Origin of the sequence: Desmospora profundinema, from assembly GCF_031454155.1 — a bacterium.
Classification (GTDB): Bacteria; Bacillota; Bacilli; order Thermoactinomycetales; family DSM-45169; genus Desmospora; species Desmospora profundinema.
On sequence record NZ_JAVDQG010000001.1, the window covers coordinates 316,063 to 341,234 of the forward strand.

At 51.7% G+C, this 25,172-nt stretch carries 21 protein-coding genes and 1 pseudogene; 18 read left to right on the plus strand and 4 right to left on the minus strand.

Going from position 1 to position 25,172, the window contains the following annotated elements; genetic code table 11:
• Positions 1–11: 11 nt before the first annotated feature.
• The 3 genes from JOE21_RS01410 to JOE21_RS01420 form a co-directional block, all read right to left on the minus strand.
• The gene (locus JOE21_RS01410) at positions 12–1,385 is read right to left on the minus strand and encodes a UDP-N-acetylmuramoyl-tripeptide--D-alanyl-D-alanine ligase (protein WP_309861458.1); all 1,374 of its coding nucleotides are present in this window, start codon (positions 1,383–1,385) and stop codon (positions 12–14) included.
• A 452-nt stretch (positions 1,386–1,837) separates the two neighbouring features.
• Complete coding sequence (locus tag JOE21_RS01415) at positions 1,838–2,191, minus strand: transcriptional regulator (protein WP_309861459.1); 354 nt, start codon at positions 2,189–2,191, stop codon at positions 1,838–1,840.
• Positions 2,192–2,365: 174 nt separating this feature from the next.
• On the minus strand, positions 2,366–2,545 hold the full coding sequence (locus tag JOE21_RS01420) for a DUF896 domain-containing protein (RefSeq protein WP_309861462.1): 180 nt from the start codon (positions 2,543–2,545) through the stop codon (positions 2,366–2,368).
• A 66-nt stretch (positions 2,546–2,611) separates the two neighbouring features.
• Between JOE21_RS01420 and JOE21_RS01425 the strand changes: the two genes are divergently transcribed.
• The 8 genes and pseudogenes from JOE21_RS01425 to JOE21_RS01460 all read left to right on the plus strand — a co-directional run.
• Positions 2,612–3,259: a YneB family resolvase-like protein gene (locus JOE21_RS01425; RefSeq protein WP_309861465.1), complete on the plus strand. Its 648-nt coding sequence runs from the start codon at positions 2,612–2,614 to the stop codon at positions 3,257–3,259.
• 22 nt (positions 3,260–3,281) lie between these two features.
• On the plus strand, positions 3,282–4,346 hold the full coding sequence (locus JOE21_RS01430) for a M42 family metallopeptidase (protein ID WP_309861468.1): 1,065 nt from the start codon (positions 3,282–3,284) through the stop codon (positions 4,344–4,346).
• Positions 4,347–4,412: 66 nt separating this feature from the next.
• A complete protein-coding gene (locus tag JOE21_RS01435) occupies positions 4,413–5,381 on the plus strand; it encodes a glycerophosphoryl diester phosphodiesterase membrane domain-containing protein (protein WP_309861471.1) in 969 nt (322 codons plus the stop codon).
• Positions 5,382–5,492: 111 nt separating this feature from the next.
• Positions 5,493–6,131, plus strand: coding sequence for a DUF4129 domain-containing protein (locus tag JOE21_RS01440; protein WP_309861473.1), 639 nt, complete (start codon positions 5,493–5,495; stop codon positions 6,129–6,131).
• Positions 6,118–7,338 (plus strand): DUF4350 domain-containing protein, encoded by a 1,221-nt coding sequence (locus tag JOE21_RS01445; RefSeq protein WP_309861476.1) that lies wholly within the window; start codon positions 6,118–6,120, stop codon positions 7,336–7,338. The genes JOE21_RS01440 and JOE21_RS01445 overlap by 14 nt, the downstream gene beginning before the upstream one ends.
• On the plus strand, positions 7,284–8,243 hold the full coding sequence (locus tag JOE21_RS01450) for an AAA family ATPase (protein ID WP_309861479.1): 960 nt from the start codon (positions 7,284–7,286) through the stop codon (positions 8,241–8,243). The genes JOE21_RS01445 and JOE21_RS01450 overlap by 55 nt, the downstream gene beginning before the upstream one ends.
• Entirely contained in the window at positions 8,197–9,558 is a 1,362-nt protein-coding gene (locus JOE21_RS01455) for a DUF58 domain-containing protein (RefSeq protein ID WP_309861481.1), read from the plus strand. Before JOE21_RS01450 ends, JOE21_RS01455 begins: the two co-directional genes overlap by 47 nt.
• Positions 9,559–9,773: 215 nt before the next feature.
• Positions 9,774–10,073, plus strand: a pseudogene (locus tag JOE21_RS01460) (Tn3 family transposase); the annotation flags it as partial.
• A 243-nt stretch (positions 10,074–10,316) separates the two neighbouring features.
• Here JOE21_RS01460 and JOE21_RS01465 read toward each other — a convergent pair.
• Entirely contained in the window at positions 10,317–11,147 is an 831-nt protein-coding gene (locus JOE21_RS01465; RefSeq protein ID WP_309861484.1) for a DUF2935 domain-containing protein, read from the minus strand.
• A gap of 561 nt (positions 11,148–11,708) precedes the next feature.
• Between JOE21_RS01465 and JOE21_RS01470 the strand changes: the two genes are divergently transcribed.
• The 10 genes from JOE21_RS01470 to JOE21_RS01515 all read left to right on the plus strand — a co-directional run bounded on the left by JOE21_RS01470 (position 11,709) and on the right by JOE21_RS01515 (position 25,170).
• Positions 11,709–13,163: a PTS mannitol transporter subunit IIBC gene (locus JOE21_RS01470; protein WP_309861487.1), complete on the plus strand. Its 1,455-nt coding sequence runs from the start codon at positions 11,709–11,711 to the stop codon at positions 13,161–13,163.
• A gap of 28 nt (positions 13,164–13,191) precedes the next feature.
• Complete coding sequence (locus tag JOE21_RS01475; protein ID WP_309861489.1) at positions 13,192–15,297, plus strand: BglG family transcription antiterminator; 2,106 nt, start codon at positions 13,192–13,194, stop codon at positions 15,295–15,297.
• Positions 15,294–15,731, plus strand: coding sequence for a PTS mannitol transporter subunit IIA (locus JOE21_RS01480; RefSeq protein WP_309861492.1), 438 nt, complete (start codon positions 15,294–15,296; stop codon positions 15,729–15,731). Before JOE21_RS01475 ends, JOE21_RS01480 begins: the two co-directional genes overlap by 4 nt.
• A 2-nt stretch (positions 15,732–15,733) precedes the next feature.
• A complete protein-coding gene (locus JOE21_RS01485) occupies positions 15,734–16,894 on the plus strand; it encodes a mannitol-1-phosphate 5-dehydrogenase (protein WP_309861495.1) in 1,161 nt (386 codons plus the stop codon).
• 299 nt (positions 16,895–17,193) lie between these two features.
• Complete coding sequence (locus JOE21_RS01490) at positions 17,194–18,594, plus strand: CDP-glycerol glycerophosphotransferase family protein (RefSeq protein WP_309861498.1); 1,401 nt, start codon at positions 17,194–17,196, stop codon at positions 18,592–18,594.
• A 71-nt stretch (positions 18,595–18,665) separates the two neighbouring features.
• Positions 18,666–19,181, plus strand: coding sequence for a UDP-4-amino-4,6-dideoxy-N-acetyl-beta-L-altrosamine N-acetyltransferase (gene pseH, locus JOE21_RS01495; protein WP_309861501.1), 516 nt, complete (start codon positions 18,666–18,668; stop codon positions 19,179–19,181).
• A gap of 273 nt (positions 19,182–19,454) precedes the next feature.
• Positions 19,455–20,675 carry a UDP-4-amino-4,6-dideoxy-N-acetyl-beta-L-altrosamine transaminase gene (pseC, locus tag JOE21_RS01500; protein WP_309861503.1) on the plus strand — a complete coding sequence of 407 codons (1,221 nt, stop codon included), beginning with the start codon at positions 19,455–19,457 and terminating at the stop codon, positions 20,673–20,675.
• Positions 20,665–21,573, plus strand: a complete 909-nt coding sequence (locus JOE21_RS01505) for an aldo/keto reductase (protein WP_309861505.1) — start codon at positions 20,665–20,667, stop codon at positions 21,571–21,573. The genes pseC and JOE21_RS01505 overlap by 11 nt, the downstream gene beginning before the upstream one ends.
• A gap of 398 nt (positions 21,574–21,971) precedes the next feature.
• A complete protein-coding gene (locus JOE21_RS01510; protein WP_309861507.1) occupies positions 21,972–23,753 on the plus strand; it encodes an N-acetylneuraminate synthase family protein in 1,782 nt (593 codons plus the stop codon).
• A gap of 13 nt (positions 23,754–23,766) precedes the next feature.
• Positions 23,767–25,170 (plus strand): capsular polysaccharide export protein, LipB/KpsS family, encoded by a 1,404-nt coding sequence (locus JOE21_RS01515; protein ID WP_309861511.1) that lies wholly within the window; start codon positions 23,767–23,769, stop codon positions 25,168–25,170.
• Positions 25,171–25,172 lie beyond the last annotated feature (2 nt).

The window sequence follows — 25,172 nt, forward strand, 5'->3', positions numbered from 1 at the left end:
GTTGGAATGGTTTACGCGCGAAGCGCTCGCACCAGGTTCTCCATCGATACTTTGCGGGAGGCTTTAAAGTAAAGAACGGAACCGGGCGTCATGCGTTTCACAATGTAGGACCTCACGGGGGCCAGCTGCAGAGGGAAGCTGGCCGCACGGTGGCGCGGATATCCCTTTGCGACTGCTTGTCGGGCGATGGTAGCGGCACGTGGACCAACGGTGATCAGATGGTCGGGCTTCAGTCTGGCCACTATTTTTCCTACCCGGGCATGACCGGATTGAGAATGAGAACCCAATTCATGCATATCTCCAAGAACCGCAAACGTGCGAGAACCTTTGCCCACTTGCTTAAGCACACGCAGGCCGGCGATCATGGAAGTGGGATTGGCATTGTAAGCGTCATTGATCAACAAGGTTTTTTTCTTTCCCCGGACCGGTTGCAAGCGCATGTAAGGAGGGGAGAAACGCCGCAGTCCCTCCGCTATTTTGGAAGGCGGTACCTTTAAATGACGGGCGACGGCAATGGCAGCCAGAGCGTTGTACACATTGTGTCTGCCCCAAATAGGGATTTGGTAGTGCCGGTTTCCCACCCGAAAATTCGTTCCATTACGGTGGACATGAATACGGCTGGCACGAAGGGTGGCTTGGTTTTTAATTCCGATGGTGATTACTTTACCCCGAAAACGAGCCAGACTCAACCGTCGGCTGCCCGGATCGTCCGCGTTGAGAACCAACAATCCCCCGGGTTTCACACCGTCTACCAACTCCTGTTTGGCCCGAACCACATTATTTAAGCTGCTTCCCAAACTGCCGACATGTGCTTCCTTTACCTGAGTCACCACTCCGATGGAGGGCTTGGCGACCGAACATTGATTGCGGATGTTTCCCAGACTAGCCATCCCCATTTCCAATACCGCATACCGATGCGAACCATTCAAAGGAATCAAGTTGGAGGGCATGCTGGCAAACAGATTATTGTTGGAATGCGATTTTAGCGTAGGAGCTTGTCGGCTGAGAATGGATGCAAGCATCTCTTTTGTTGTGGTTTTTCCTGAACTTCCCGTGACTCCGATAAATTGAGCCCGACTCAATTTACGCTGACGCTGTGTCACCCTCCAAATGGCCCGGAGCGGATTTTTCACCACGATCACGGGGTGATGACGGGGAACGCGGCTAGCCAGAGAAGGGGGGACGATGACACCGGAGCTGGATTTTTGACGCAATGCATTTAACTGTTGGGCGGCTGATCGTTGTGGGTGGAAGAAGAATACGACCCCTGTTCGCAGTGACTTCGTATACCCGAAAGCGGCATGACGAACCACTGTTTTTGGTCGACCTCGCAGCAATCGACCTTCGATCAATCGGGACAAATCCCCTAAATTTGTTTGAAACATACAGTCACCTCCCGATGGAATGAATCCTTTGTCGGGGGATTCCATCGTTAGAAGTAGTATATGAACAATAGAATAAAAGGGTTGGACCCTTATCTATCATTTAGCAAAACGATTTCTTTAAATTGGGAGTAACTGTTGTGCTGGGGATTTCCCGTGTGTTTGTATCAGGTTTTTTCGGAAGCCTAGGGCGTGTCTGAACAATCCGTAGCGCGAGATCCCGGGTCGGTATGGCTGTCTTCGTTTCGTTGCAAAAAGCGCATAGCGAGACCGGGAACGAAGTGGCCTAGGCGAGACTTGTGCTCTGTGAGTGCAAAGGCGAACCAAAAGCCATACCGACCCTCCCTTATCCTTACGGAAGATTGAATGACCAGACAGGCCCTAGAAACCGCCTTTCTTAAACCAGTGTTCTTACTCGTTGTTAAGGAGAAAACATGTGAGACAATCGCAGGATCTTATTCGAGGAACGAGGCGGGGGGATGGCCGTTGTGGGCTCCCTGTTTCCGAATCTTCTCATGGATGGAAGCGAGCCGTTTCCAATGGTTATCCACCGCTGCGCGACCTTCAGCAGTGATGCGGATGGTTGTCTGGGGAATCTTTCGGCGAACAAAATGCTTATCGATCGCGATTAAACCGCCATCCTCCAGCTTGGCCAGATGGGAGGAGAGGTTTCCTTTGGTTAATCCGGTTAACTCTTGCAGAAAGAGAAATTCCGCCATGGTGCAAGCGGACAGAGCCGTTAAAATGGATAGGCGAGCCGGTTCATGAACTAATTTGTTTAATTGAGCCAATTCTTGATAGGGCAACATATCCGAATCCTCCCGATCATCTGAATTTATCGGGAAAATTATAACACAGACCGTTTATAATCGACGACTGGTTTGCAATATAAACTTAACCGGATCGTAAAAGAAAAAAGGTCTCCGATAGGAGACCTTTCATTTCGTCCTTCACCTGCTTGCATTATAATAGAGGGTACGCGCCTAGTCTTCTTTCTTTACCAAGCGAACCTGATCCAATTGGCTCTTGACGGATCCGCGGATCGCCTGTAAATACTGTTTCCGCAGGTTTGCTTGTTCTTCCTGTTCTGCCGGCGTAAGCCCTTCTGCTTTCTTTTTTCGTGCCAGTTCATTAATGCGTTGAATCACTTCATCGGTGATCATGATGAATCAGCTCCTTCGAACACACTGTAGCGAAAAGCGACTGCCAACGCAAGAGGGAGGGGTCCCGTGAAAGGAGCCATATACACTCGCGTCAGCACTCGTCGTTTGGAGCAGGAAGCGAGCCTTGACAGACAAGAGGCTGACTTAAAGGAATGGGCCAATCAACTGGGGATTGATGTGGCAATCGCGGTCGGGGATCAAAAAAGCGGCTTTGATATGGATCGTCCGGGTTTGTTTCAATTGATCCATGCCGTTCAGCAGGATGGAATCGAAGCGGTTTTGATTCAGGATGATACGCGTTTGGGTAGGGGGGAAGCAAAACTGGCGGTGGTCCATCAACTGCAAAAAAACGGCTGTCGAATTTTCTCTCGGCAAGAGGACGGGGAGATGGAACTGGATGCTGGGGAATCCACCGTGTTGGCGATTATGGCCAAAGTGGAAGAATTACAGCGTAAGTGGATGAGCCAAAAAATATCTTGGGGAATGCAGCGGGCCATGCGGGAACGGGGCTATAACCCTGCCGCCAACCTCAAAAATCAGGGGAAGGGAGGACGTGAACGAAAACAAGTGCCGATCGAGCAAATCGTGGCCCTTAAGGAGAAGAAGCTGACCTTTGAAGAGATTGCGGCAACACTGCAGGGATTCGGCTATGATGTATCCAGGGCAACCGTGCACCGCCGCTATCGGGAATGGAAACAAAAGACCGATACATAAACGGATAATGGAGTGTGGCGACATGGATTGGAAACGATTTGGAGCGTTGACTCAAGTGCCGGGGGTTCCCGGAGCGGAATCGTTGGTAAGCCGGGAGCTGGAGAAGATGATCACTCCGCTGGCGGATGAGGTGATAAGGGATCGCCTCGGCAGCTTGTTCGGGAAAAAAAGCGGGGATAAAAACGGTCCTCGGGTGTTGGTTGCCGGCCACATGGATGAAGTGGGATTTATGGTAACCCGGATTACTGATCAAGGATTTTTACGGTTTCAACCCCTGGGAGGCTGGTGGAGTCAAGTGTTGCTGGCTCAGCGGGTGGAAATCGTAACCCGGGAAGAAAAACGGATCCCCGGTGTGATTGGATCTGTCCCTCCTCATTTATTAAAGGAGGATGACCGGGGAAAACCCGTTCCGATGGATCGCATGTTTATCGATATCGGATTGGATAGTAAAGAGGACGTGCGGAATGCCGGAGTCCATCCCGGAGATTTTATCGTCCCAGTTTGTCCCCCGGTGGAGATGGAAGGGGGCAGACGGCTGATGGCAAAAGCCGTGGATAACCGGTTTGGTTGCGCCCTTGCGGTGGAGTTGCTGGAAGACCTGCAAAATCGCTCCCATCCCAATGTGGTGTTTTCCGGGGCGACGGTGCAGGAAGAAGTGGGTCTGCGGGGAGCCGTAACGGCAGCCAATCGGGTGAAGCCGGATGTTTTTTTCGCCGTGGACGCCGGTCCGGCCGGCGATACGCCAGGGGTGGCGGATGGTTTTGGCGAACTGGGACAAGGGGTGGTCATTCGGTTGATGGACCGTTCGATGATTCCGTTACCCGGAATGCGCCGGTTTTTGATCGAGACGGCAGAGGAAGAGGGGATTCCGTATCAGTTTTTCATTTCCCAAGGCGGAACCGACGCCGGTGCGGTTCACAAGACGGGGGACGGGGTACCTTCGGCGGCGTTGGGAGTCTGCGCCCGTTATATCCACTCCCATGCAGCTGTGGTCGACAAAGGGGACGTGGAGGCGGCCAAAGCGTTTCTGACAGCGTTGATTCGACGGCTGGATCCGGAGCGGCTCCGCGCGATCCAACGGGGGTAGTCATCGGCAGCCGAGGGCCTGAGCCCGGAGTGGTTCAGGCCATTTTGTGATGGTGGGGGGAGAACCTTGCGAGAATTGGAGACAACCCCCTTGCGACGCTGGGGGTTTTTAGAGGTAGTGGACGGTACATTCCACATTTTTCGTTCCCGGTTTGTGCCTGTGTTTTTCAGTACTTTTCTGTTGGTCGGTCTGTTTCAATTTGTGTATGAAATATTAAATTTGCAGCTATCTGAAACCTTAGAACCTTTTACAGACCCCTTTCTTGATCCATTGCCAGAAGACGGGATGAAGCCGTTGGGTTGGTTGGAAGGGTTGATCGCATTATTGATGGTGATCAGCTTCATTTTCTCCTATATTTTCTTGCACCCGCTGATGCGAGTGGCGGTTTCGTGGATTACCATTCGCGATTTAACCGAGAAGCGGGCTGTTACCACCGGGGAAGCATTAAAGCATGCTTGGAAACAGGGACTGCCCGCTTTATTAACCCATTGGTTGGCGGGAGGAATGATCCTGGGCGGTCTGGCAGTGATCACCGCTTTCATTTTTATCCCGTTCGCTTTGTTAGGCATGGCGCTGGGGGATTGGGTTATTCCCCTCCTGCTGTCAGTCGTATTTGTAGCCTTCCTGTCCACTCCCTTGCTTATATGGGTTACCGTCCGTCTATCTCTCGTGTTTCCGGTAATCGTGGAAGAACAGACGCGATATTTTGCCGCTTTGAAGCGAAGCTGGCGCTTAACCCGACGCTCCTTTTGGCGGCTGCTCACTATTTTTTTGCTGTTTGGAGTGATCTTGGTGGGGTTCACGGGGATCACCGGAGCTTTGTTACACCTGATCCTGGTACCTGGAGTGGTGATGGGATGGTCATTCCTGTGGGCGGTGGAAATGGGGGTGGCGCTCTTGCTGGCCGGGCTGACCTGTTTGATGGAGGCTGTCTTCGGGGTGTTGGCCACCGTTTTGTACTTTGATCAGCGTATCCGCCGGGAGGGGTTGGACTTGGAACAATCGCTCCGGTCGACTCCGGAAGCAGTGAGTTAAGGCGGATGCCCTTTTCAAGGACGACAATTCTAGAAGGCTTCGCCAAAGGAGAGGATGCCCTTTTCAAGGACGACAAATTTTAGGAGATTCGCCAAAGGAGGATGATCATATTTGACGGCGGAGTATGAAAAGTCACGGGAACAGTTATCCGAAATCCTTCAAAGGGATGAGTTCCAGTCGGGAATGTGGTGGCAACATCTGTTGGAACGGTTTGATCAATTGCCCGTGATTGGGGAATGGAGTATCGGCAACTGGCTGAATAACCTCCTTTCGTCGCTCTTCCGTGCAGGGGCGGGCAGCGGGGTGGGTTGGCTGCTTCCGGTCTTGCTGGCGATTCTCCTCACCCTGATCCTGTGGGTGATTGTAAAACAACTGTATCTCAGCCGACCTGCCGGGGAAGAAGAATCTCCTTCCACAGCGGAGGAGAGCAAGGCATTACAATGGTGGGAACGGGGAGAAGCCCATGCATTGCGGGGGGAGTATCGCGAAGGGATCCGATGTTTGTTCCGTCACGCATTGGAAACGTTGGATCACCGAGAGGCATTGGACCGGCGAGATCACAAAACCAACCGGGAGTACCGGGAAGAAGTGGCCGTGGCTGCGCCGATTTACCTGCCGGTGTTTCAATTATTGGTTTTACGGTTTGAGCTAGTGTGGTACGGCATGATCGAACCGGAGGCGTCCGACTATGAGGAGTACCGCCGTCTATGCGAGGGTCTGACAGGAGGTGGGACGATTGAAGCCGGCTAGGATTGTCCTTATCCTTGTCGTGATTGCAGTGTTGGCAGCGGGCGCCATGGTTGCAGGATCCCTGCTTCCGTCGGAAGAGCCGCGCTTCTCCAGTTTCAGCCCGCAAGGGGAAGGCACCAAGGCACTTTACCTGCTGCTGGAGGAGCGGGATGTTCCGGTGTCGCGTTGGGAAGATTCGTGGGATCGCTTACCGGAATCAAAGGGGCATGTTTTGTTCCTGCTGGAGCCGGATCGCTGGCTGGTCCCGGCGGAAGAGAAAGAGTGGTTGCTGAAATGGGTGGAATCCGGCAATACCCTGGTGTTGTTGGCCCACCCGCTGGATTCATTGGCCAATCAGTTGGGATTTTCCGGAGCGGAAGGCGGCAATATCCCCCGGGTATCGATGGAATTACAGGATGAACCGTGGCTTTCGGATATAAAAGAGCTGTATTTTCCCCGAAATCGCCGTTTGATGGAAGACACAGAGCTGGACGAGGTGTGGGAAGACCGGAACGGCATCGACCGGATTGGACGGTTGGCTGCCGGTGAAGGGAATATCTATTATATCCCCGAACCCATGATATGGACCAATACCTATCTGCAGCGGGGAGACAACTTGGCTTTAGCTCTGTATTTTGCTTCCCTGACGGAAGGAGAAGGGAAGGTATGGTTTGATGAAAGTTTACGGTACCAGGGATGGAATCACGCATTCCTGGTGGACGAGTCGGAGGCGGGTCCCGGCTATGCCGACCTGATTCCTGCCGGAGCGGGATGGTTCCTGTTGCAGGCGGGACTGTTGTTTCTATTGTGGATGGTTTTACAGGGGAAGCGCTTTGCCTCTCCCCGTTGGGAGACGGTGCGGGAAGTGCGCCGGGGGGAAGAGTATGTCCATGCCATGGGATCGCTGTATCAATGGGCGAACCTGAACCAAGAGGCGTTGGGCATCGGGCAGCGGGCCCTCTTCCGAGAGGCGGCTGACATGTTAGGGATGTCCAGGCGCTCCGATGCCGACGACATTATCGAAAGAGTGGAGGCTTTGGTCGATCCGACATTGGCTCGACGCTACCGTGATCTCCACCAAGCCATTGCAAAAACAGAAAAGAAGCGGATCTCCAACAAGGAGCTGGTAAAGTGGAGTCGCGAGATCCAAGATCTGCGGGAGGAGATGAACCAATGGAAAACCCAACCCTTGAGCCGGCAACGATCGCTATCCGATCCGAACGAGTGATGAAACATTTGAAAGAAGTGGTCATCGGCCAGGAACGGACCGTCCAGTTGATGTGGGCGGCAATGTTGACCGGGGGGCACGTTCTAATCGAAGGAGTTCCCGGTCTGGGAAAAACCTTGTTGGTCCGTTCCTTGGGCCAGGTGATCGACGCTTCTTTTGCCCGGATCCAATTCACCCCGGATCTGATGCCGGCAGATGTGACCGGAACCAAGGTATTTGACCTTCAGTCGGGTCGATTCAATTTTAAACAGGGACCGTTGTTTACCCAGTTGTTGCTGGCGGATGAGATCAACCGGACCCCTCCCAAGACGCAATCGGCCCTGCTGGAAGCAATGGAAGAAGGCCAGATTACCGTGGACGGGGAATCCCGTCCATTGCCCGCTCCCTTTTTCGTGGTAGCGACCCAAAACCCGATTGAATATGAAGGAACGTATCCCTTGCCGGAAGCGCAGCTAGACCGGTTTGCCCTCCAATTGACAATGGATTACCCGGGGGAAGAAGAAGAACTGGAAGTGCTCAGAGGTCATCGGGTGACCACCCGGAGGGAGTCTGCCTTAAGTCCCATTGTGACGGCGGAGGAAATACTCGCTTTTCGTCGTCAGGTGGAGAGGATCCGGGCGGAAGACTCCGTCATCCGCTATGTCGCTTCCTTGGTGCGTGCCACTCGGACTCATCCGCAGGTATTGTTGGGAGCCAGCCCCCGAGCGGGCACCAGCCTGCTCGCTTTGAGCCGGGCGGTGGCAGCCATGGACGCCAGGGATTACGTTACACCCGACGACGTCAAATGGGTGATAAAACCGGCTTTGCGCCATCGCTTGATCATGAGTCCGGATGTGGAACTGGAGGGGTTTAAAACTGATGACCTCATCGAAGAGATCACCCGTTCGGTACCGGTTCCGCGATAATGCTTGGCTGCCGGGGCCGCGCCTGTTTGCCGCGCTGGGATTCGGGCTCGTCCTCACTTTGGCGGCTGCCATGGTGGGGCTTCACGACTGGACCGCTCTCGTTTTCCACCTTGCGTTGACAGGGTTGGTAATCGAGGAATTCCGACGGATGCGCCGCCATGGATCGGTTCAACTGACGCGGGAAAGCGATGGATTTCTGGAATTGGGACAATCCAACCCGATCCGGATCCATGTGTACAACCCGGCTCCCTGGCCGGTTACCTGTGTCGTCAAAGATGATTATCCCGAAGGATTCCAGTTGGATCGGAGAGAGATGACGGTAACCGTACCCGCCGGAGAGACGGAGACACTGGTCTATCACGTCCGGCCCCACCGCCGCGGCCGTCACTCGTTTGACCGCATCCATGTCAGACAAAGGGGGCCGATGGGCTTGTTGGTTCGCCAACAGGCGGCGGTCCTTCCGGAAGAAAAGCAGGTGTATCCCCTGTTAAAGCACGTGCGCCGGGTCCGGGGCGGGGTGTACAAACGGAAATTATCTGCAACCGGTCCCCACAACCGGCATGGATTGGGACGGGGATCCGAATTTGCACACATCCGGGACTATGTGCCGGATGACGAACCCCGTTGGATCAATTGGACCGCGACAGCCCGTCGCGGCAAACTGGCCACCAACGTGTACCAACCGGAACAGGGGCAGCATGTGGCCATCCTGTTGGACTGCGGGCGTATCATGGGAGTGCGGGACGGGGAACTGACCCGACTGGACCGGGCGGTGGAGGCTGCCCTGGCATTTGCGGCCATCGCAGTGGAACGGGGGGATCAGGTCAGCCTCCTCGCTTTCTCCAGTCAAGTGAAAAAATGGGTCCCCCCGGGCAAAGGAGCTCCCCATTTACAGCGGATCATTGAAGCGGTGTACGATTTGGAACCAGACTATGTGGAATCCGGCTACCGCACGGCGATGGAATCGCTGGCGTTTCACCACAAAAGGCGGACCTTGGTGGCCTTGTTCACCGATGCCAGTAACCTCACCTTTGCCGATGAACTGATCGAGCACATCCGGGTGTTGCAACGCCGCCACTTAATCATGACCGTCACGATGGAAGATCCTCAGCTGCAACGGGAGTGTAACCTTCGGCCTAGGGAAGAGAAGGAAGTCTTTCGCAAAGCGATCGCCCAACAGGTAACCGAAGAGCGGGATGAACGCTTAAAGGCGTTAAAACGCCGGGGTGTAATCACCCTGAATGTCGCTCCCGATCAGTTGGCGGAACAGGTGATTCATTCGTTTCTCGATATTAAGAATCGCAGCTTATTATAATCGAACCGACACAGAAAACCGGGGGATAGATCCCCCGGTTTTCTGGGGTAAAGGGAGCGAAGGCCGATTTTGCCGCCAATTGACCGATAAATGGAAAATGACTTGTGGTTGCACATGCAACCACAAGTCATTTTTGTCTTCTTATGATCTTTTTCGCGGGCGAGAGAGGCTTCTATTTTCCTTTGTACGGGTTTTTATAATTGGCCAAGAATCCGATCAACTGGGATCTGATCCTTCTGCAATACGACCAAATGGTGAAATACGCTGCGGCCTTGCGATTCAACACCGCCGAGACCGAAGCGATTTTCAAGCGATTTAGCAAAAACCGGACCCATCCCGTTTACAAAGCATTGAGTGAGATGGGACGTGTGATCAAAACGATCTTCCTGTGCGAATACCTACAGCACGAGGAAATCCGGCGCGAGATCCACGAGGGCCTCAATGTGGTTGAGAACTGGAACTCAGCCAATAGCTTTATCTTCTTTGGGCAAAATGGCGCAATCCCTAATGAAAGACCCCAATTATTCGATTCGGGAGATTTGTGAAACTCTTCAGGTGTCCAAAGCCACTTTGTACCGGCATCTGGGCGGGAAAAAAACCGGCCAAAATAAATAAAGGCCCGAAAGAGCCTCGTTTTCAAATTAATGGTATCTACTTTGCGGTAAACGGAAGAGATGCTCCCTTTACCCCTAATGGGGGTCACCGTATCATTCCGGGTTTTTGGACACACACAAATTTACTGACTCCCTTGGATCGCTTCAGTTATCCCTGTTAGGTCGGTGTTTTCCTTTTTTGGGAGACCCCCTAGTTAAACTTCTTTCAAACAGATCGATGATAAACAAAAACCTCTCCGCTTCACGAAAAACATGGTCGGCCAAAAGAGGGTGGATAATGCTTTTGATTCGACAGGCCTCAATTAATTCCCGTGCGGTCTTTTTGAAGTCCCGCAAGGACTTTACAGATACCCTATTTTGATCTAAAAACTGATCAAGTAAGGGAACCGTTTGTGATTGAGGCCTCATGGACTCTAAATCTTTTGCTTGGAATAACAGCTGATCAAAATCATGGCTGAACTCCCGAGCCTGTTCGACCAGTTTCCTTTCCGAAGGATCCAGAAGATGTCCGATAAATTTGGCATGGTCAGCCATGATCCGCAGGAAAAATACATTTTCATTAATGATCGCATCGGGAAGAGCCTCAAGCCTTCCCTTATTCAGTTCTTCCAATCGATTTCTGAAATAATTTGCTTCCCGACTAACGTGGTCCACTAATAAGGGAAAGTTATTTCCTCCAGGGAGTTGACATTGCAAAATTAATCCTAAGACTTTTCTTTTAAATGCCCAAATCAGCGAAGCCGCTTGGTGAACCTCCGTATTAAAACTCCTAATTTCCTCGGGATCGGTTTCCCGAGAGAAGGAATGTGCTTGACTTTCTATTCTTTCGAATAGGCTAAAGAAATAGTTGGCTTCATTAATCAGTTGGGTGTCCTCGCATCGAAAACCAAGCTTTAAGAACAATGAGTGTTCCTTCATAATACGAGACCAAAATCGAATTTCATCAAGTGAACGCACGACAAAGCCGTCTGCCAAGGTATATACCCCCTAAACTCTTTTAGATAAGATATGTCTGTAAATCAGGGTTAATGAACTGGAATATTCAGACGGAAAACGAAGCGTATAAATGTGCTCAGTGAGGGGGAATCGACCGGCAGTCGCCTACCTTCGATCAGAGTTCGGTGACCCCATTTGCCTGGTTTATATCCCCGTATAAAATAAAACTCCGCCTTTAATATAAGTTATCGGCGGAAAACGTCCAAATGGCCATTTATTTCGTTAATCGTTGCCGTACCCCCTCTTGGATTCAAGTCATTTTTCTATTTATTGGTCAATTGGCGGTGAAATCGGTCTTCGCTCCTTTTACCCCTTTTTTCGGTTGAAGATATTTTCAATTCCATTATCATCGTTACTTCCCTGCACTTGTTCTGTTTGCGGCAGACATGGAAGCGATGGTACGGGGCCATACTGATCGATAAGTGTCCATTCATCAACAATGTCAACAACAGGGTTGACAAAAGTGCGCTTTCCTTTCATTGAGAGCGGGATGAAACCGCTTTATTCTAAAGATAAGCGGTATTCAAAGGAGGGATGGACATGTCTGTCAATCAAGCGAACCTGGACGCAAACAACACCCAACCGTGGCGGATTAAAATCCAACGGATGGGAAGCTATCTCAGCGGGATGATCATGCCCAACATCGGAGCTTTCATCGCCTGGGGGTTGATTACGGCTCTCTTTATTCCGACGGGATGGCTCCCCAATGAAAACCTGGCCCAATTGGTCGAGCCGATGATCATTTACCTGCTTCCGCTTTTGATCGGCTTTACCGGAGGAAACATGGTGTACGGGGCACGGGGCGGGGTGGTGGGCGCAACGGCTACCATCGGCGTGATCGTCGGTTCCGATATTCCCATGTTCCTTGGAGCCATGATCATGGGTCCACTGGGTGGTTGGGCGATTCGACGAACAGACCGTTTCTTCGAAGGGAAGATTCGTTCCGGTTTTGAGATGCTCGTCAATAACTTCTCTGCCGGGATCGTCGCCGGTTTGTTCACAGTGGGGGCCTATCTGGCCATCGGACCCATGGTGTTGGGACTGAATAAGGCCTTGGCTGCCGGAGTTGAAACCATTATCGGCATGGGATTGCTGCCCTTGGCCAATCTGTTTATCGAACCGGCCAAAGTCCTGTTTTTGAACAATGCGATCAATCACGGCATCCTCAGCCCGATCGGGGTGGATCAAGCCGCACGGACCGGACAATCGATCCTGTTCCTGCTGGAATCCAACCCGGGGCCGGGTCTCGGTATCCTGCTGGCCTATTGGTTATTTGGCAAAGGAATGGCGAAACAATCGGCTCCCGGGGCAGTCGTCATCCATTTTTTCGGCGGCATTCATGAAATCTATTTTCCTTATATCCTGATGAAACCGATTCTTCTCTTGGCTGCCATTGCCGGAGGCATCAGTGGCGTATTCACTTTCACCCTCTTCGGTGCGGGATTGGTGGCGGTTCCCTCTCCAGGCAGCATTTTTGCTCTGATGGCGATGACTCCGCGGGGGGGCTACGTGGGTGTGCTTGCCGGGGTTGTGGTTGCTGCGGTTGTTTCCTTCTTGATCGCTTCCCTTCTCCTGAAGCGGAGCGCGACGGGAGAAGAAGATTTGGAAGCGGCGGCACGCAGCATGGAAGAAATGAAAGGAAAAAAAAGCACCGCTCGTTCCATGCTGGCCGCTGACACATCTGTCCCGGAAGGGGTTGAAGCGGGCTTACGGGTGAATAAGATCGTATTCGCTTGCGATGCGGGAATGGGCTCCAGTGCCATGGGGGCCTCGATTTTAAAAAACAAAGTGCAAAAAGCAGGCCTGGACATCGAAGTGACCAACACGGCCATCAGCAAACTGCCTGATGATGCCGACATCGTGTTCACCCATAAAAATCTGACTGACCGGGCCAAAGCCAAACTGCCCGGCGCCCGTCACATCTCGGTGGACAATTTTTTGTCCAGCTCGGAGTATGACGCACTCATTGACCGGTTGACGCAAGACCAGGAATAAAACGGACTGAACGAAGCAGGTGGATTCCATGTATTTTACAGCCAGGGAACGAAATCTTCTCCGATTGTTGACCGGTCATGAACAGTTGCGCACCGTAAAAGAATTGGCCGGGGAACTGGGAGTCAGCGAGCGAACCATCCATCGGGATCTTTCCGTTTTGGAGAAGACCCTGGACGGATTCGGACTCTCTCTGCGCAAACAAGCGGGAGTCGGTGTCTCCCTGGAAGGGGATCCTACCGGCGTGGAATCTCTCCGTGCTGCTCTAACGGGGGCACCGGAGACGGACTTTACCCCGGAGGAGCGGAAAACGCACCTTCTCTGTACGTTGCTGGAAACTTCGGAACCGGTTAAATTGACGGTGCTGGCTCGGGACCTCGGAGTCGCTCCCGCCACGGTGCGCCAGGATCTTGAACGGGTGGAGGATTGGCTCCATCCGTTCGACCTGGCTTTGGTTAAAAAAAGAGGGTGGGGCATCCAGGTGATCGGAGGAGAAAACAACCGCCGGGCGGCCATGAGGAGCCTGCTCGCCGATCATGTTGACGAGGCGGAGATTCTCGGGCTTTTGAAACAATCTCTCGGCCGTAAAGCACTGGAGCCTTCGGGGATTATCATGGAACGTTTATTAGGACTGGTGGAACGGGAACGATTGGTCCAGGTGGAGGAAGCGGTTCAAGCGGAGATCGGGGGCTTGCCGTATACTCTTGCGGACAGCGCTTATATTGGGTTGGTGGTTCATGTCGCCCTGGCGTTGGAGCGGATTGAAAAAGGGGAAACACTCCGGTTTGATCCGGATCTGTTACAAAGCCTGCAACAAGGACAGGAACATGAAGTGGCCAAAAAAATCGCCGCTCGCTTGGCTGTTGTCTCCGACAAAGAGGTGCCGGACGCAGAAATCGCCAATATCGTGTTGCACCTTAGGGGAGCGAAACGGGGGGACGATCGAGGATTCTGGTTTGAGGACGACTCCGGGACAACCGTGGCGGAGACAAGGGAATTGATCCGGCGTGTGGGGGAGGAAATAGATGTTCCCCTTGAGCAGGATCCGTCCCTGATACGGGGACTGCTCGCTCATTTGGAACGGGCTGTCTACCGGATGAAAGAAAATCTGCCGATCCATAATCCGCTTTTGGAACGGATCGAAACCGATTATCCGGAGCTGTTTGAAACGGTGGGACAAGTGATGGAGGAAACATTTCCCCATTATGAGATCCCCAGAGAGGAAATCGGTTATCTGGTCATGCATTTTGGGGCCGCGTTGGAACGTAGACAACGGGGGCGACCCTTACATGCGCTGGCGATCTGCGCCAGCGGGATTGGCACTTCCAAACTGTTGGCCAGTCGACTGCAAACGGAATTTCCGGAGATTGTCCGTGTGGATACGGCTTCTTTTGGGGAAGTCAGACGGACGGATCCGCAAAAATACGATCTGATTTTATCCACCATTCCTGTGGAAATGGATGGAATCGATTATATTCGTGTCAATCCTTATTTGTCGGAAGGAGACGCGGTTCGGATCCGATCCTATTTAAATGAACGGCGGCGGAGGCAGGCAGTAAAGATGCAACCGGAGAGAACAGGGGAAGTAACGGATGAGCCCCGTATCCTGGAATCCATGAAAACAATCCGGAAGACAGCGGAAATCGCCTTGACACTTTTGGAAGGGTACTCACTTTCGTCTCTTCGCGATTCATCCTTATCCGGCGTTTTGCAGAAAGCCTGCGGGCGGCTGGAAGCAGAAGGGATTCTTCATGATGCGGCGACGGTGGCCGGAAAACTGGCCGCGCGGGAACAGCTGGGGGGATTAGGGATTCCGGGAACTGGAATGGCACTTTTTCATGGACGGTCGGACAGGGTGTGGAAGCCTTCCTTTACGATGTATAATCTGGAACAGCCGTTGGAAGTGGAAGGGATGGACGGAAACCGAATGGAGATGACACGCCTTCTCTTGCTGCTGGCCCCTGAAAAGGAAGAGGAGGCCGAGCAGGAATTGTTGAGCCGGATCAGTGCTCTTACCATTGAGGTGCCGGCGCTTTTTCAATCGGGAGGAGAAGGGGACATCCGGGCGTTCCTGGCGGAGCAATTAAATCGAACCCTGCATGAAAAACTGGATGAACAAAGGAGCGTGGAACCATGAGTGGGTCCATCCTGAGCGAAGAAACGGTACTATTGGGAGCGGAGGCGAAAGACAAGGAAGAAGCCATTCGTCTCGCAGGTGGGCTGTTGGTGGATAATCAGTGCGTGAAGCCGTCTTATGTGGGCAGAATGCTGGAACGGGAACGAGCGCTTAGCACCTATATCGGCAATCATGTAGCCATTCCCCACGGGACGGAAGAAGGAAAACAGGACATCCACCGGTCCGGGATCTCCATCGTCCAATTGCCCGAAGGTGTCGATTTCGGAAGCGGCCATACCGCTCACATTGTCATCGGCATCGCGGGTAAAGACAGCGAACACATGGATATTTTGTCCAAGATCGCCTTGGTCGTTTCCGAACAAGAAAACGTTGCCCGGATGGTGAAAGCGGCTTCCGCAGAGGAACTCCTTTCCCTTTTTCAAGAGGGGGCGTAAAGATGCGCGCGGTTCATTTTGGTGCGGGGAATATCGGGCGGGGATTTATCGGGGAACGGCTTGCCCGATCGGGATACGAGGTTTGCTTTGTCGATGTTCAAGCCCCGCTGGTTCGGGAATTGCGGAAACGGGGGCGTTATTCCGTCCGTCTGCTGGGAGAACAGGTGGAAACGATCTGGGTAACGGGTGTGACCGCTCTGGACAGTCGGACCGAATTGGATCAGGTGGTGGAAGCGATCGCCGGGGCGGATCTCGTGACCACCGCAGTGGGCCCGGCGGTGATGCAGGCAATTGCCCCCCTGTTGGCAGAAGGGATCCGTCTTCGCTTGCGGCGGAAGAGTTCCCCTCTTAACGTGGTGGCTTGTGAAAACATGTTGGGAGCATCCAGCCTCCTGAAGGAACAAGTGGCCAACCATCTGTCCAAGGAAGAGCTGGAGGGGATGGAACGAACAACGGGGTTTCCGGATGCTGCCGTCGACCGGATCGTTCCGGTTCAAGCCGGGACGGATTTGCTTACGGTCTCCGTCGAACCTTTCCACGAATGGGTGATGGATCGAAGCGGAATTAAGGGCGATATCCCGCCCATCGACGGTGTCACTTATGTCGACAGTCTTCCCCCTTATATTGAACGGAAACTCTACACGGTCAACACCGGTCATGCGGTCTGTGCGTATGTCGGTCAGCTTCTGGAATGCGAAACCGTGCGGGAGGCGATCACCCATCCCCGAGTGGAGGCGGTGGTCACCGGGGTTTTGGAGGAGACGGGCGCGTTGCTTGTCGCCAAGCATGGATTTGATGTTCAAACACATCGAAATTATATCGCCAAGATCATAACGCGTTTTGCCAACCCCCACCTTACAGACCCGGTGTCACGAGTGGGCCGATCTCCCATACGCAAGCTGGGGCGGGCGGACCGTCTGGTAGGACCCGCTCTCCAAATGATCGACCGCGGCCTTCAGCCTGATCGACTGGCCGCTGGGATCGCCGCCGTCTTCTTTTTCCATGCGGAGCAAGATCCGGAATCGGTAAAACTGCAACAACTCTTTTCCCAAAAAGGGGTGACGGGGACGCTGCAAACCGTGGCCGGCATCCCCGAAGATTCCCCTCTCATTCCCCTGGTTTCTCGGCGATACCACGAGTGGGAGGAAGAAGTACAACGCTGATACAAGAAAAGGGATAGAAGAGTATGAAACAAAGCGGCCTGAATCAGGGCCGCTTTGTTTCATCTATACAAAACACTATTTTTGGATAATATGGGAGTTTGTCTATCCCTTCATAGCAAGTTATCAATATACTGACTACTATAAATGGAATAAAACATGAAGACCCAGAAAGACGGTTTATATGAAGTATGTGGCATAGACATTGGATCCAAGCATCGACACCGTGTTCTTGAAATGAAAGATCGACGGGTCCCCGCACAACACCGTTTTTCCTACCAATCCATATGGAGGGAATTCCTTTGCATCCTCATGTCTGGTCTTTGTATTTTGACTTTCTCGAACGATTTCGATGTTTAACCTATCGCGGGGTTCCCATCGCGCTTTTCTGCTATTTCCCGCATTATACCACTCATATCACTCACTTAATAAAAAAGGATACATTCATTAAACACTTAAACCATTACCCGTTAAGCAGGGAAGACTTCCAACCCTATTACAACCGATTCCTTCCCCGAGCAAACAAAGATGAGACGTTTCGAGCGGGAGAGACGGAAGAGAGAAAGGTGGTCTTCTTTGACGACTATCTCCGATTTACGAAAGATACCTATCGGAACCACTTTAACCCCACCCGTACGTTTATTCTTTCCGAACTGCACCACAGACGGTACAAGGGATTTGCTGTTCGTAACATTCAGTCCTTTCAGGCCAACGTAGACGATTGGATTGAAACGTACCAATCGCGAGCGCAACAGATCATCGAGCGTCTAGGTTGGCATCCTTTTTTTGGAGATTATTCCTTCCAGTCCAGACTGATCAAATTGGATATCCCATTGATCATCCGTGGATTGGATGCCGCTTTTCGCCTCTTCAAACAGATCCCTGTCGCTTGTGTCGTGACGGGTGGAACGGCCACCAACGTCAAATTAAATGCCATCCTTCCCATCGTGGCTTCCATGAAAGGGATTCCCAGTATCAGTCTTCAACATGGGATCATAGGAGCGGACAGAGGGTGGCTGCCTGTGGTTACAACCAAGCAAGCGGTTTACGGCGAGTATGAAAAAATATATTACAGACAAGCAGGTGTACCGGAGACTCAGCTGGAGATTGTCGGACACCCCCGCTTTGACGCCATTTTTGAAAGAGAGCACATGGGTAGAAGAGAGTTTTGTGATCGGTACAAGATGGATCCCGCAGCAAAAACGGTCCTGATCACCACGCAATCGGTTTGGCATCCCAATCAATTGAAAAGTTTAATCGAACATCTTTCCCGCTATCCGGTTAATATCATGGTTAAGCTTCACCCTCTCGAAAAAAAAGATCGCTACAACGAGATTAAACAACAATATTCTTTTGTTCGTTTTTTTAACTCCGAATGCCATTTATATGATTTGATGGCAAATACGGATATCGCGATTGTCTTTTTTTCGACGACGGGTTTAGAAACATTGTTGTTCGATAAACCGGTGATTTACATGTTGCCCACCAGCGCCGGGGGAGCGCCGTATCAATACAGTCCGCATTTTGTTCAAAAGAACCCGAAAATCATTGCGGATATGGCCCATCGGTTGGCTACCGACGATTCGTACGCCGAGCTTGCTCGAAGAGAACGCGTCCGTTATTTGTCCAAGGCCTACCCTGAGAAGCAATCCGCAAAAAAACTGTCCCAGTTGATTGAACAATTATCCGGTGGGCGCCCATAAAGAAGGAGCGTCAAGGAAGGGCGGCGACAGTTCGTACTGAACGGTCATTCCGTGATTTTGGAGTGGTGCCGATGTGTTCACAAGAATACCGATTGCGACCGGTTAAGGAAGAGGAGTTGCCGATCCTTTTAAAATGGCGAAACTCCGAACGGGTCAGGGATTATCTGTATTTCGACCATTTAATCACCTGGGATGAACATCAAGCTTGGTTTCGTGGAAAAAATCCGCGATATTTGCGGATGTTTGAATGGTTTGGCAAACCGGCGGGGATCGTTTCCTACTCGGATGTGGATTTGAATAACAACCGGTCACTATGGGGCTTTTACTTGGGAGAAGAAAATCTACCGAAAGGTACCGGGATGAAGATGCTTACACTCGGGCTGGCTTACGCTTTTGAAACGCTTCGGTTTCACAAGGTGATCGGGGAAGTTCTCGCTTTCAACCATCCCAGCATTCGGATTCATCACAAGTTGGGCTTTCGTCTGGAAGGGATTTATGCCCAACATGTGTGGAAGGCGGGACGATTTCAGGATGTCCTTTCGTTTGCCATGCTTCGCGATGATTGGGAAAAGCAGAAAGAAAGTTAGCCTTTAAATTTAAAGCGGTCAGCGCATCATGAGGTTCTTGACATGACTCCTTTACGGGCTTCGATTCTATTAGTACACCATACACTATTTTTATCGATTATAGGGGTTCGCCTGCTCCTTCATAGAAACGCCTTAATATACTGGTAACTACAGTTTTGCTTAGGGCGTGTCTGAACAATCCGTAGGCGAGATCCCGGGTTGGTATGACTGTCTGCGTTGGAGAAAACAGAACGTTGCCCGCGTGCAAAACTATCGAGAAAATGGGTGGAAATCATGAGTCACACTCCATCACTCGCCATTTATGGCGGAAAGCCGACGCGAAATACCTTTCTTCCATATGGAAAGCAGTGGATAGAAGAGGATGATATACGCGCTGTTGTTGAGGTATTAAAAGGAGATTTCATCACCACGGGGCCAGCGATTCAAGCGTTTGAAAAGAAACTGGCTCAATATGTGGGTGCGAGATATGCCGTGGCGTTTTCGAGCGGAACCGCCGCTCTTCATGCCGCCTGTTATGTTGCCGGTATCCGTTCCGGGGATGATGTCATCACCACTCCCCTCACGTTTGCAGCGACTGCCAACTGCATTCTTTATCAGGGAGCTCGCCCGATTTTCGCCGATATCGATCCTGTTACTTACAACATGGATCCCGCCGAGCTGGAGAGGAAAATGACTGCCAGGACAAAGGCCGTCATTCCCGTCCATTTCACCGGTCAGCCCGCCAAATTGGATGAAATCCGCCGCCTGGCGAAAAAACATGGACTGGTGGTTATCGAAGATGCAGCCCACGCGTTGGGGGCTTCCTACAAAGGAAGAAAAATCGGTGGGGACGGCGATCTGACGATGTTCAGCTTCCACCCCGTCAAACATGTGACCAGTGGTGAGGGTGGTGCCGTCACGACCAATCGACGCGATTATTATGAAAAGCTGTTGCAGTTTCGATCTCATGGAATTACCCGTGAGCCAGCGAAGATGAGAGAGCGGGAAGGACCGTGGTTTTACCAGATGCAATTTTTAGGTTTTAACTACCGCCTGACAGATATCCAGGCCGCTCTAGGACTCAGTCAAATGAACAAATTGGATTCATTTCTTCGTCTGCGCCGGAAATATGCTTCGATGTACAATCACGCGTTTCGAAATAAGAAGGGGGTTACGGTACCTTTTCAACCGGAAGATGTCCAATCCGCGTGGCACCTGTATGTGCTCCGTTTGCGCTTGCCTGAGCTGACCACCGACCGGAAGACGATTTTTCATGCACTGTTGAAAGAAAACATCGGGGTGAATGTTCACTACATTCCCGTCCATCTGCATCCGTATTATCGGCGGTTGGGATATACCGAAGGATTATGTCCCCATGCGGAACTATTCTACCGGGAAGCCATCACGCTCCCTCTGTTTCCAAAAATGTCGGAAGAGGATGCACAGGATGTCATCAAAGCCGTAAACAAGGTCATTCAATACTATTCTGTGCGTGGTGTAAACGGTGGCTGCTAAATGGGCTTTGGGTACCGCGCAGTTGGGGCAACCTTACGGAATCGCCAACAAAGCGGGGAAACCACCCAGAAAAAGAGCGCGGGAAATCCTTCAAACGGCTGTGGCAGCAGGGGTTGCATATCTGGATACCGCTCCGGTGTATGGAAACAGTGAAAACATCATCGGTGATTATATCCGGAAACAATCATCCTCTTCCACTATTCCTTCCATTGTGACCAAATTGCCGGCGGTTCGTCTGCATCCCCTCGATCAAACCTCGATTGATGATTTCGTTCGACAATCGGTTCAATCCTCTATCCACCGATTGCATGTTCCACACATCGACGTCTATTTACTGCATGATCCTGCCGATCTGACATCCCATGGAGGAAACGTGATTTCCGCGCTGTCGACAATCAAAGAAGAAGGGTTGGTCAAACGAATCGGGGTGTCGGTCTATACTCCCGGAGAAGCGGAAACCGCCCTTCGGTTAGGTTGTCTCGATGCAATTCAGATTCCCTTAAATATCTTGGATCATCGCTTTCTGCGTACCCATCTGCTGAAACGATTGACCTTAAGTGGGATGGTTGTGTTTGCACGCAGTATTTACTTGCAAGGGCTGATCCTGATGGAACCGGAAAATGTGCCGCGACCGTTGGAAAGGGCACGGGAACCCCTTCGGAAGTTGCGCCTGTTGGCCAGGGAGCTCGATATGACACCCGCCCAACTGTCATTATGCTTTGTCCGGGATCTTCCCGGACTCGACAGTATGATCCTCGGTTGTGAAACGTTGGAACAACTCAGGCAAAACCTGCGAGTGATCCGTTCACCGAGTCTGCCCGAAGCGGTTAGAAGAAGAATTGAACATCTGTTCGGAGATCTGCCGGATGCTGTCATTAATCCGGTCCAGTGGCGATAGGAGGGGATGCCATTGGATTGATCAAAAAGGACAAAAGTCCCCTCGGCCGACGGGCCGGATCCTCCGGCCCGGACACTGTTTATCTCGTTTCCCCGGCAGCTCACTAGTGCCCCTTCTACCAATATCGATCGTGTTTACGTGGAGGGAGGCTTGGTTTTCCGGCGGAGTCGACTCTGCCACGCATAGCGAGACCCGGAAACGAAGTGCTCGAGGCGAGACTTGTGCTCGATGAGTGCATGGAGCGAAGACGGAAAACCAAGCCGACCGACTTGTCCGCGTAAAGGCCAAGAAAAACAGATCGAAGTTACCTGAAGGGGCACTAGTGTAACCGGGCAAAATATCGTGTCGACGGCGGATTGGTAGCGGCAAGAGGTAAATCCAAACATCGTTGGGGGAAGGTGATCGCAATAACCATCAAAGTGATCGCGGAAATCGCGAACGCGCATCAAGGGAATCCCGAGCTGTTGCAGGCATTGATCCGGGAGGCGGCCACAAGCCATGCCGATGCGGTCAAGTTTCAGTGGTTTAAATACGATCATCTGGCCACTCCCGATTACCCTTGGTATCAAGCTTATCAAGATTTGTTTATCCCGGAATCGGTTTGGGAGCGGGCCTTGCAAATCGCTAAAAACTTGGGACTTGAAGTCTGGATCGATGTGTTGGACGACTGGGCCATTCACCTTTTGGAGAAACACCAGAAATGGATTGACGGATTGAAGGTCCCGTCGACGATCCTGCAATCCCTTGATTTCCCTGAACGTTTAAGCCGGTTCAAAAAGCCGCTTCTGATTGGAGTCGGCGGTTGGAACGATGAGGAAATCGATTCTCTTTTACCTGAGATTCGACAGTGCTTTAAACACCCTCTCATCCTTCAACACGGTTTTCAGGGTTATCCCACCCGAATTCAAGACGCCACTCTCGCTCGGATCCCTTTTCTGAAGAAGCGTTATGGGCTGCCTGTCGGTTTTGCCGATCACACGGACGGATCCAATCCGCTTGCGCTTGACTTGCCGGTGTACGCCTATTTTGCCGGTGCCACCGTTATTGAAAAACACATTACCATGGATCGGGCTCAAAAAGGCTATGACTATTACTCCTCCCTTGAACCGCAAGAATTTGCCACCATGGTTCAAAAGCTGAAGACAGCCGAGACGGCGATGGGAAGGGAAACCGTCACCGATGCCCAACGGGCGTACCTGCAAGACGCGGTGAGAGTGGTGGCATCCAGAAATATCGCCCGTGGCGAACTGATTTCCCGGGAGAAAGTGGCCTTTAAACGGTGTACCGATAAAAACGGGTTCATGCCCAGGGAATTTGGAGACCGGCTCCCGGCGGTGGCCAGTCAGCGCTTCGGTAAAGATCAAGCGATAACCGCTGCGTACATGAGGAAACCGGTTGTCGCGATTGCGGTGATTTGCCGGCTAAAATCGACCCGCTTACCTAAAAAAGCACTTCGCCCCATCCACGGCGTCAGCGCTATTAAGCGCTGTTTGCTCAATTGTTTGGCCGCATCTCATGTGGATCAAGTCGTTTTGGCAACGTCTGATTTACCCCAAGATAAGGAGCTGGAAAGGATCGATATGGAGGGGAGGATAACGGTTCTGAGAGGGGATGCGGAGAATGTGGCGCGACGGATGGAACAGGTGGCCGCATCGATACAAGCCGATGTCATCCTTCGAGTTACCGGAGACAATCCTGCCGTTTCACCGGAAATTTTAGACCTTCTGATTGAAAGTCATCTGCAGGGGGGGTTCGATTTTAGCACTCCCACGGAGAATCATGCCATTGGAACCGGCGGGGACGTCATCACGGTGGAAGCTCTCAAACGACTGTTAAACCAACCCAAGCCGTTAACGCATACGGAATACTTGTCGGCTTATTTCTTGAACAATCCCACTCTTTTTTCCGTGAACAAGGTGGAACTGCCGCCAGAATTCCAATATCCCCAATGGCGGTTAACTTTGGATGAACCGAAGGATTTGCAATTGTTTGAACGTTTGTATCGTGGCTTGGATGTCGGATATGAACCCCTTTATTTCTCACGGATTCGATCCTATCTGATTGCAAACCCTGCCATCCGTTCCATTAACGCCGATGTCAGGATCAAATATAAGAGCGACGGATCGTTGGTAAAGGAGATCCAGCGGGCAACCAAGTTGAATCCATCATCGATAACTTAATGGAGGAATTTCCATGTATCAAATGCATCCGCATGCTTGGGCGCTGTATTTCGATTTTTTACACGAATTTAGAACCTTGACTTACCGGGGAGTTGCCATCGGACTTTTTTGCCACTTTCCCTATTATATCGGAAGGATGGCTTCCAAGATCGAACAACCGGCATTTAAACAACATTTGCGACACCAACCATCCAGAGAACAGATTCAACCCAATTTCGAACAGTTTCTTCCCCATCCAGATCCGGCAACGTCGCTGAAAGCACAAAATAAAAAGGTTTTATTTTTGGGAGGAACCTATTTGCATCCGTTGGATCCTTCCAGAGTATTGGTTCTCAGAACCGATGACTGTGCCAGCTACCGGGGATTGCCTACCTGTAACCTTCAATCCTATCAATCTGATGTGAGCACCTTGATTCAGGAGATTCAATCTCGGGCGCAAAACATCTTTCAAAAGTTGGACGATCATCCCGTTTTTGGTGTTCCTATGTTTAGCAGAAAGCTGATCGAGCAGGATATCCCCACGATTATCCCGTGGTTGGTAGCGGTATTTGACTTGCTCGAACAAGTTCCCGTCGCAGGCGTCGTTGTGGAGGGAGCCAACGCCACTGCCAAGGTGAGCTGCATTCTTCCCACGGTTGCGGCCATGAAAGGGATTCCCAGCCTCTGCCTTCAGCATGGGATCATAGGCGCGGACAGAGGATGGTTGCCGCTCTACACAACCGAGCAGGCGGTTTATGGTTTCTATGAGAAAAAATTCTTCCAAGATGCCGGGGTACCGGAGGATCGATTGGAGATCGCAGGGCATCCCCGGTTTGATGCCATCTTTGAGAGACGGCATATGAACAAAGCGGATTTTTGTACCAAGTATCAAATCAACCCCAGAAAAAAATGGGCCTTAATCTTTACTCAACCCATCTGGGAACTGACCCATCTCAGTAATCTGGTGCGACACCTTCTCCGCTATTCCCTGGGAGTGATGATCAAACTTCACCCGGCCGAAATTCGAAACGACCATTGGAAGGAACGGTACAAACCGCTTATCGAACGATATCCGTCTGTTCGGTGGTTTACCACAGAATGTCACCTGTACAATCTGATGGCCAACGCAGATGCTGCCGTTTCCATGAACTCCACCACCGGATTGGAACAGTTGTTGATGGATAAGCCGGTAGTGTACATGGGTAAAGGCACAGGGGCTCCGTATCGGTACAGCCCGCAATTAACCAATCCGGATCCAAAGATTGCGGCCACGCTCGTACAAAGGTTAATTGTCGATCAATCGTTCCGTGTGTTCGCCCGCAGAAAACGTGTCCGCTATCTGGCAAAAGCGTATCCTGTCAGACAATCCAAAGAAAAAGTGTTCCAATTGATCGAAAGGTTGACGGGAATCAATCCTCACGCTACCTCGTTCCACTAAAA

What these genes read in the sequence shown, in the direction of transcription:
- JOE21_RS01410 (WP_309861458.1), bottom strand. Translation starts at nt 1,385, where the DNA reads ATGTTTCAAACAAATTTAGGGGATTTGTCCCGATTGATCGAAGGTCGA.
- JOE21_RS01415 (WP_309861459.1), bottom strand. Translation starts at nt 2,191, where the DNA reads ATGTTGCCCTATCAAGAATTGGCTCAATTAAACAAATTAGTTCATGAA.
- JOE21_RS01420 (WP_309861462.1), bottom strand. Translation starts at nt 2,545, where the DNA reads ATGATCACCGATGAAGTGATTCAACGCATTAATGAACTGGCACGAAAA.
- JOE21_RS01430 (WP_309861468.1), top strand. Translation starts at nt 3,282, where the DNA reads ATGGATTGGAAACGATTTGGAGCGTTGACTCAAGTGCCGGGGGTTCCC.
- JOE21_RS01450 (WP_309861479.1), top strand. Translation starts at nt 7,284, where the DNA reads ATGGAAAACCCAACCCTTGAGCCGGCAACGATCGCTATCCGATCCGAA.
- JOE21_RS01455 (WP_309861481.1), top strand. Translation starts at nt 8,197, where the DNA reads ATGACCTCATCGAAGAGATCACCCGTTCGGTACCGGTTCCGCGATAAT.
- JOE21_RS01470 (WP_309861487.1), top strand. Translation starts at nt 11,709, where the DNA reads ATGTCTGTCAATCAAGCGAACCTGGACGCAAACAACACCCAACCGTGG.
- JOE21_RS01475 (WP_309861489.1), top strand. Translation starts at nt 13,192, where the DNA reads ATGTATTTTACAGCCAGGGAACGAAATCTTCTCCGATTGTTGACCGGT.
- JOE21_RS01480 (WP_309861492.1), top strand. Translation starts at nt 15,294, where the DNA reads ATGAGTGGGTCCATCCTGAGCGAAGAAACGGTACTATTGGGAGCGGAG.
- JOE21_RS01485 (WP_309861495.1), top strand. Translation starts at nt 15,734, where the DNA reads ATGCGCGCGGTTCATTTTGGTGCGGGGAATATCGGGCGGGGATTTATC.
- pseH (WP_309861501.1), top strand. Translation starts at nt 18,666, where the DNA reads ATGTGTTCACAAGAATACCGATTGCGACCGGTTAAGGAAGAGGAGTTG.
- pseC (WP_309861503.1), top strand. Translation starts at nt 19,455, where the DNA reads ATGAGTCACACTCCATCACTCGCCATTTATGGCGGAAAGCCGACGCGA.
- JOE21_RS01515 (WP_309861511.1), top strand. Translation starts at nt 23,767, where the DNA reads ATGTATCAAATGCATCCGCATGCTTGGGCGCTGTATTTCGATTTTTTA.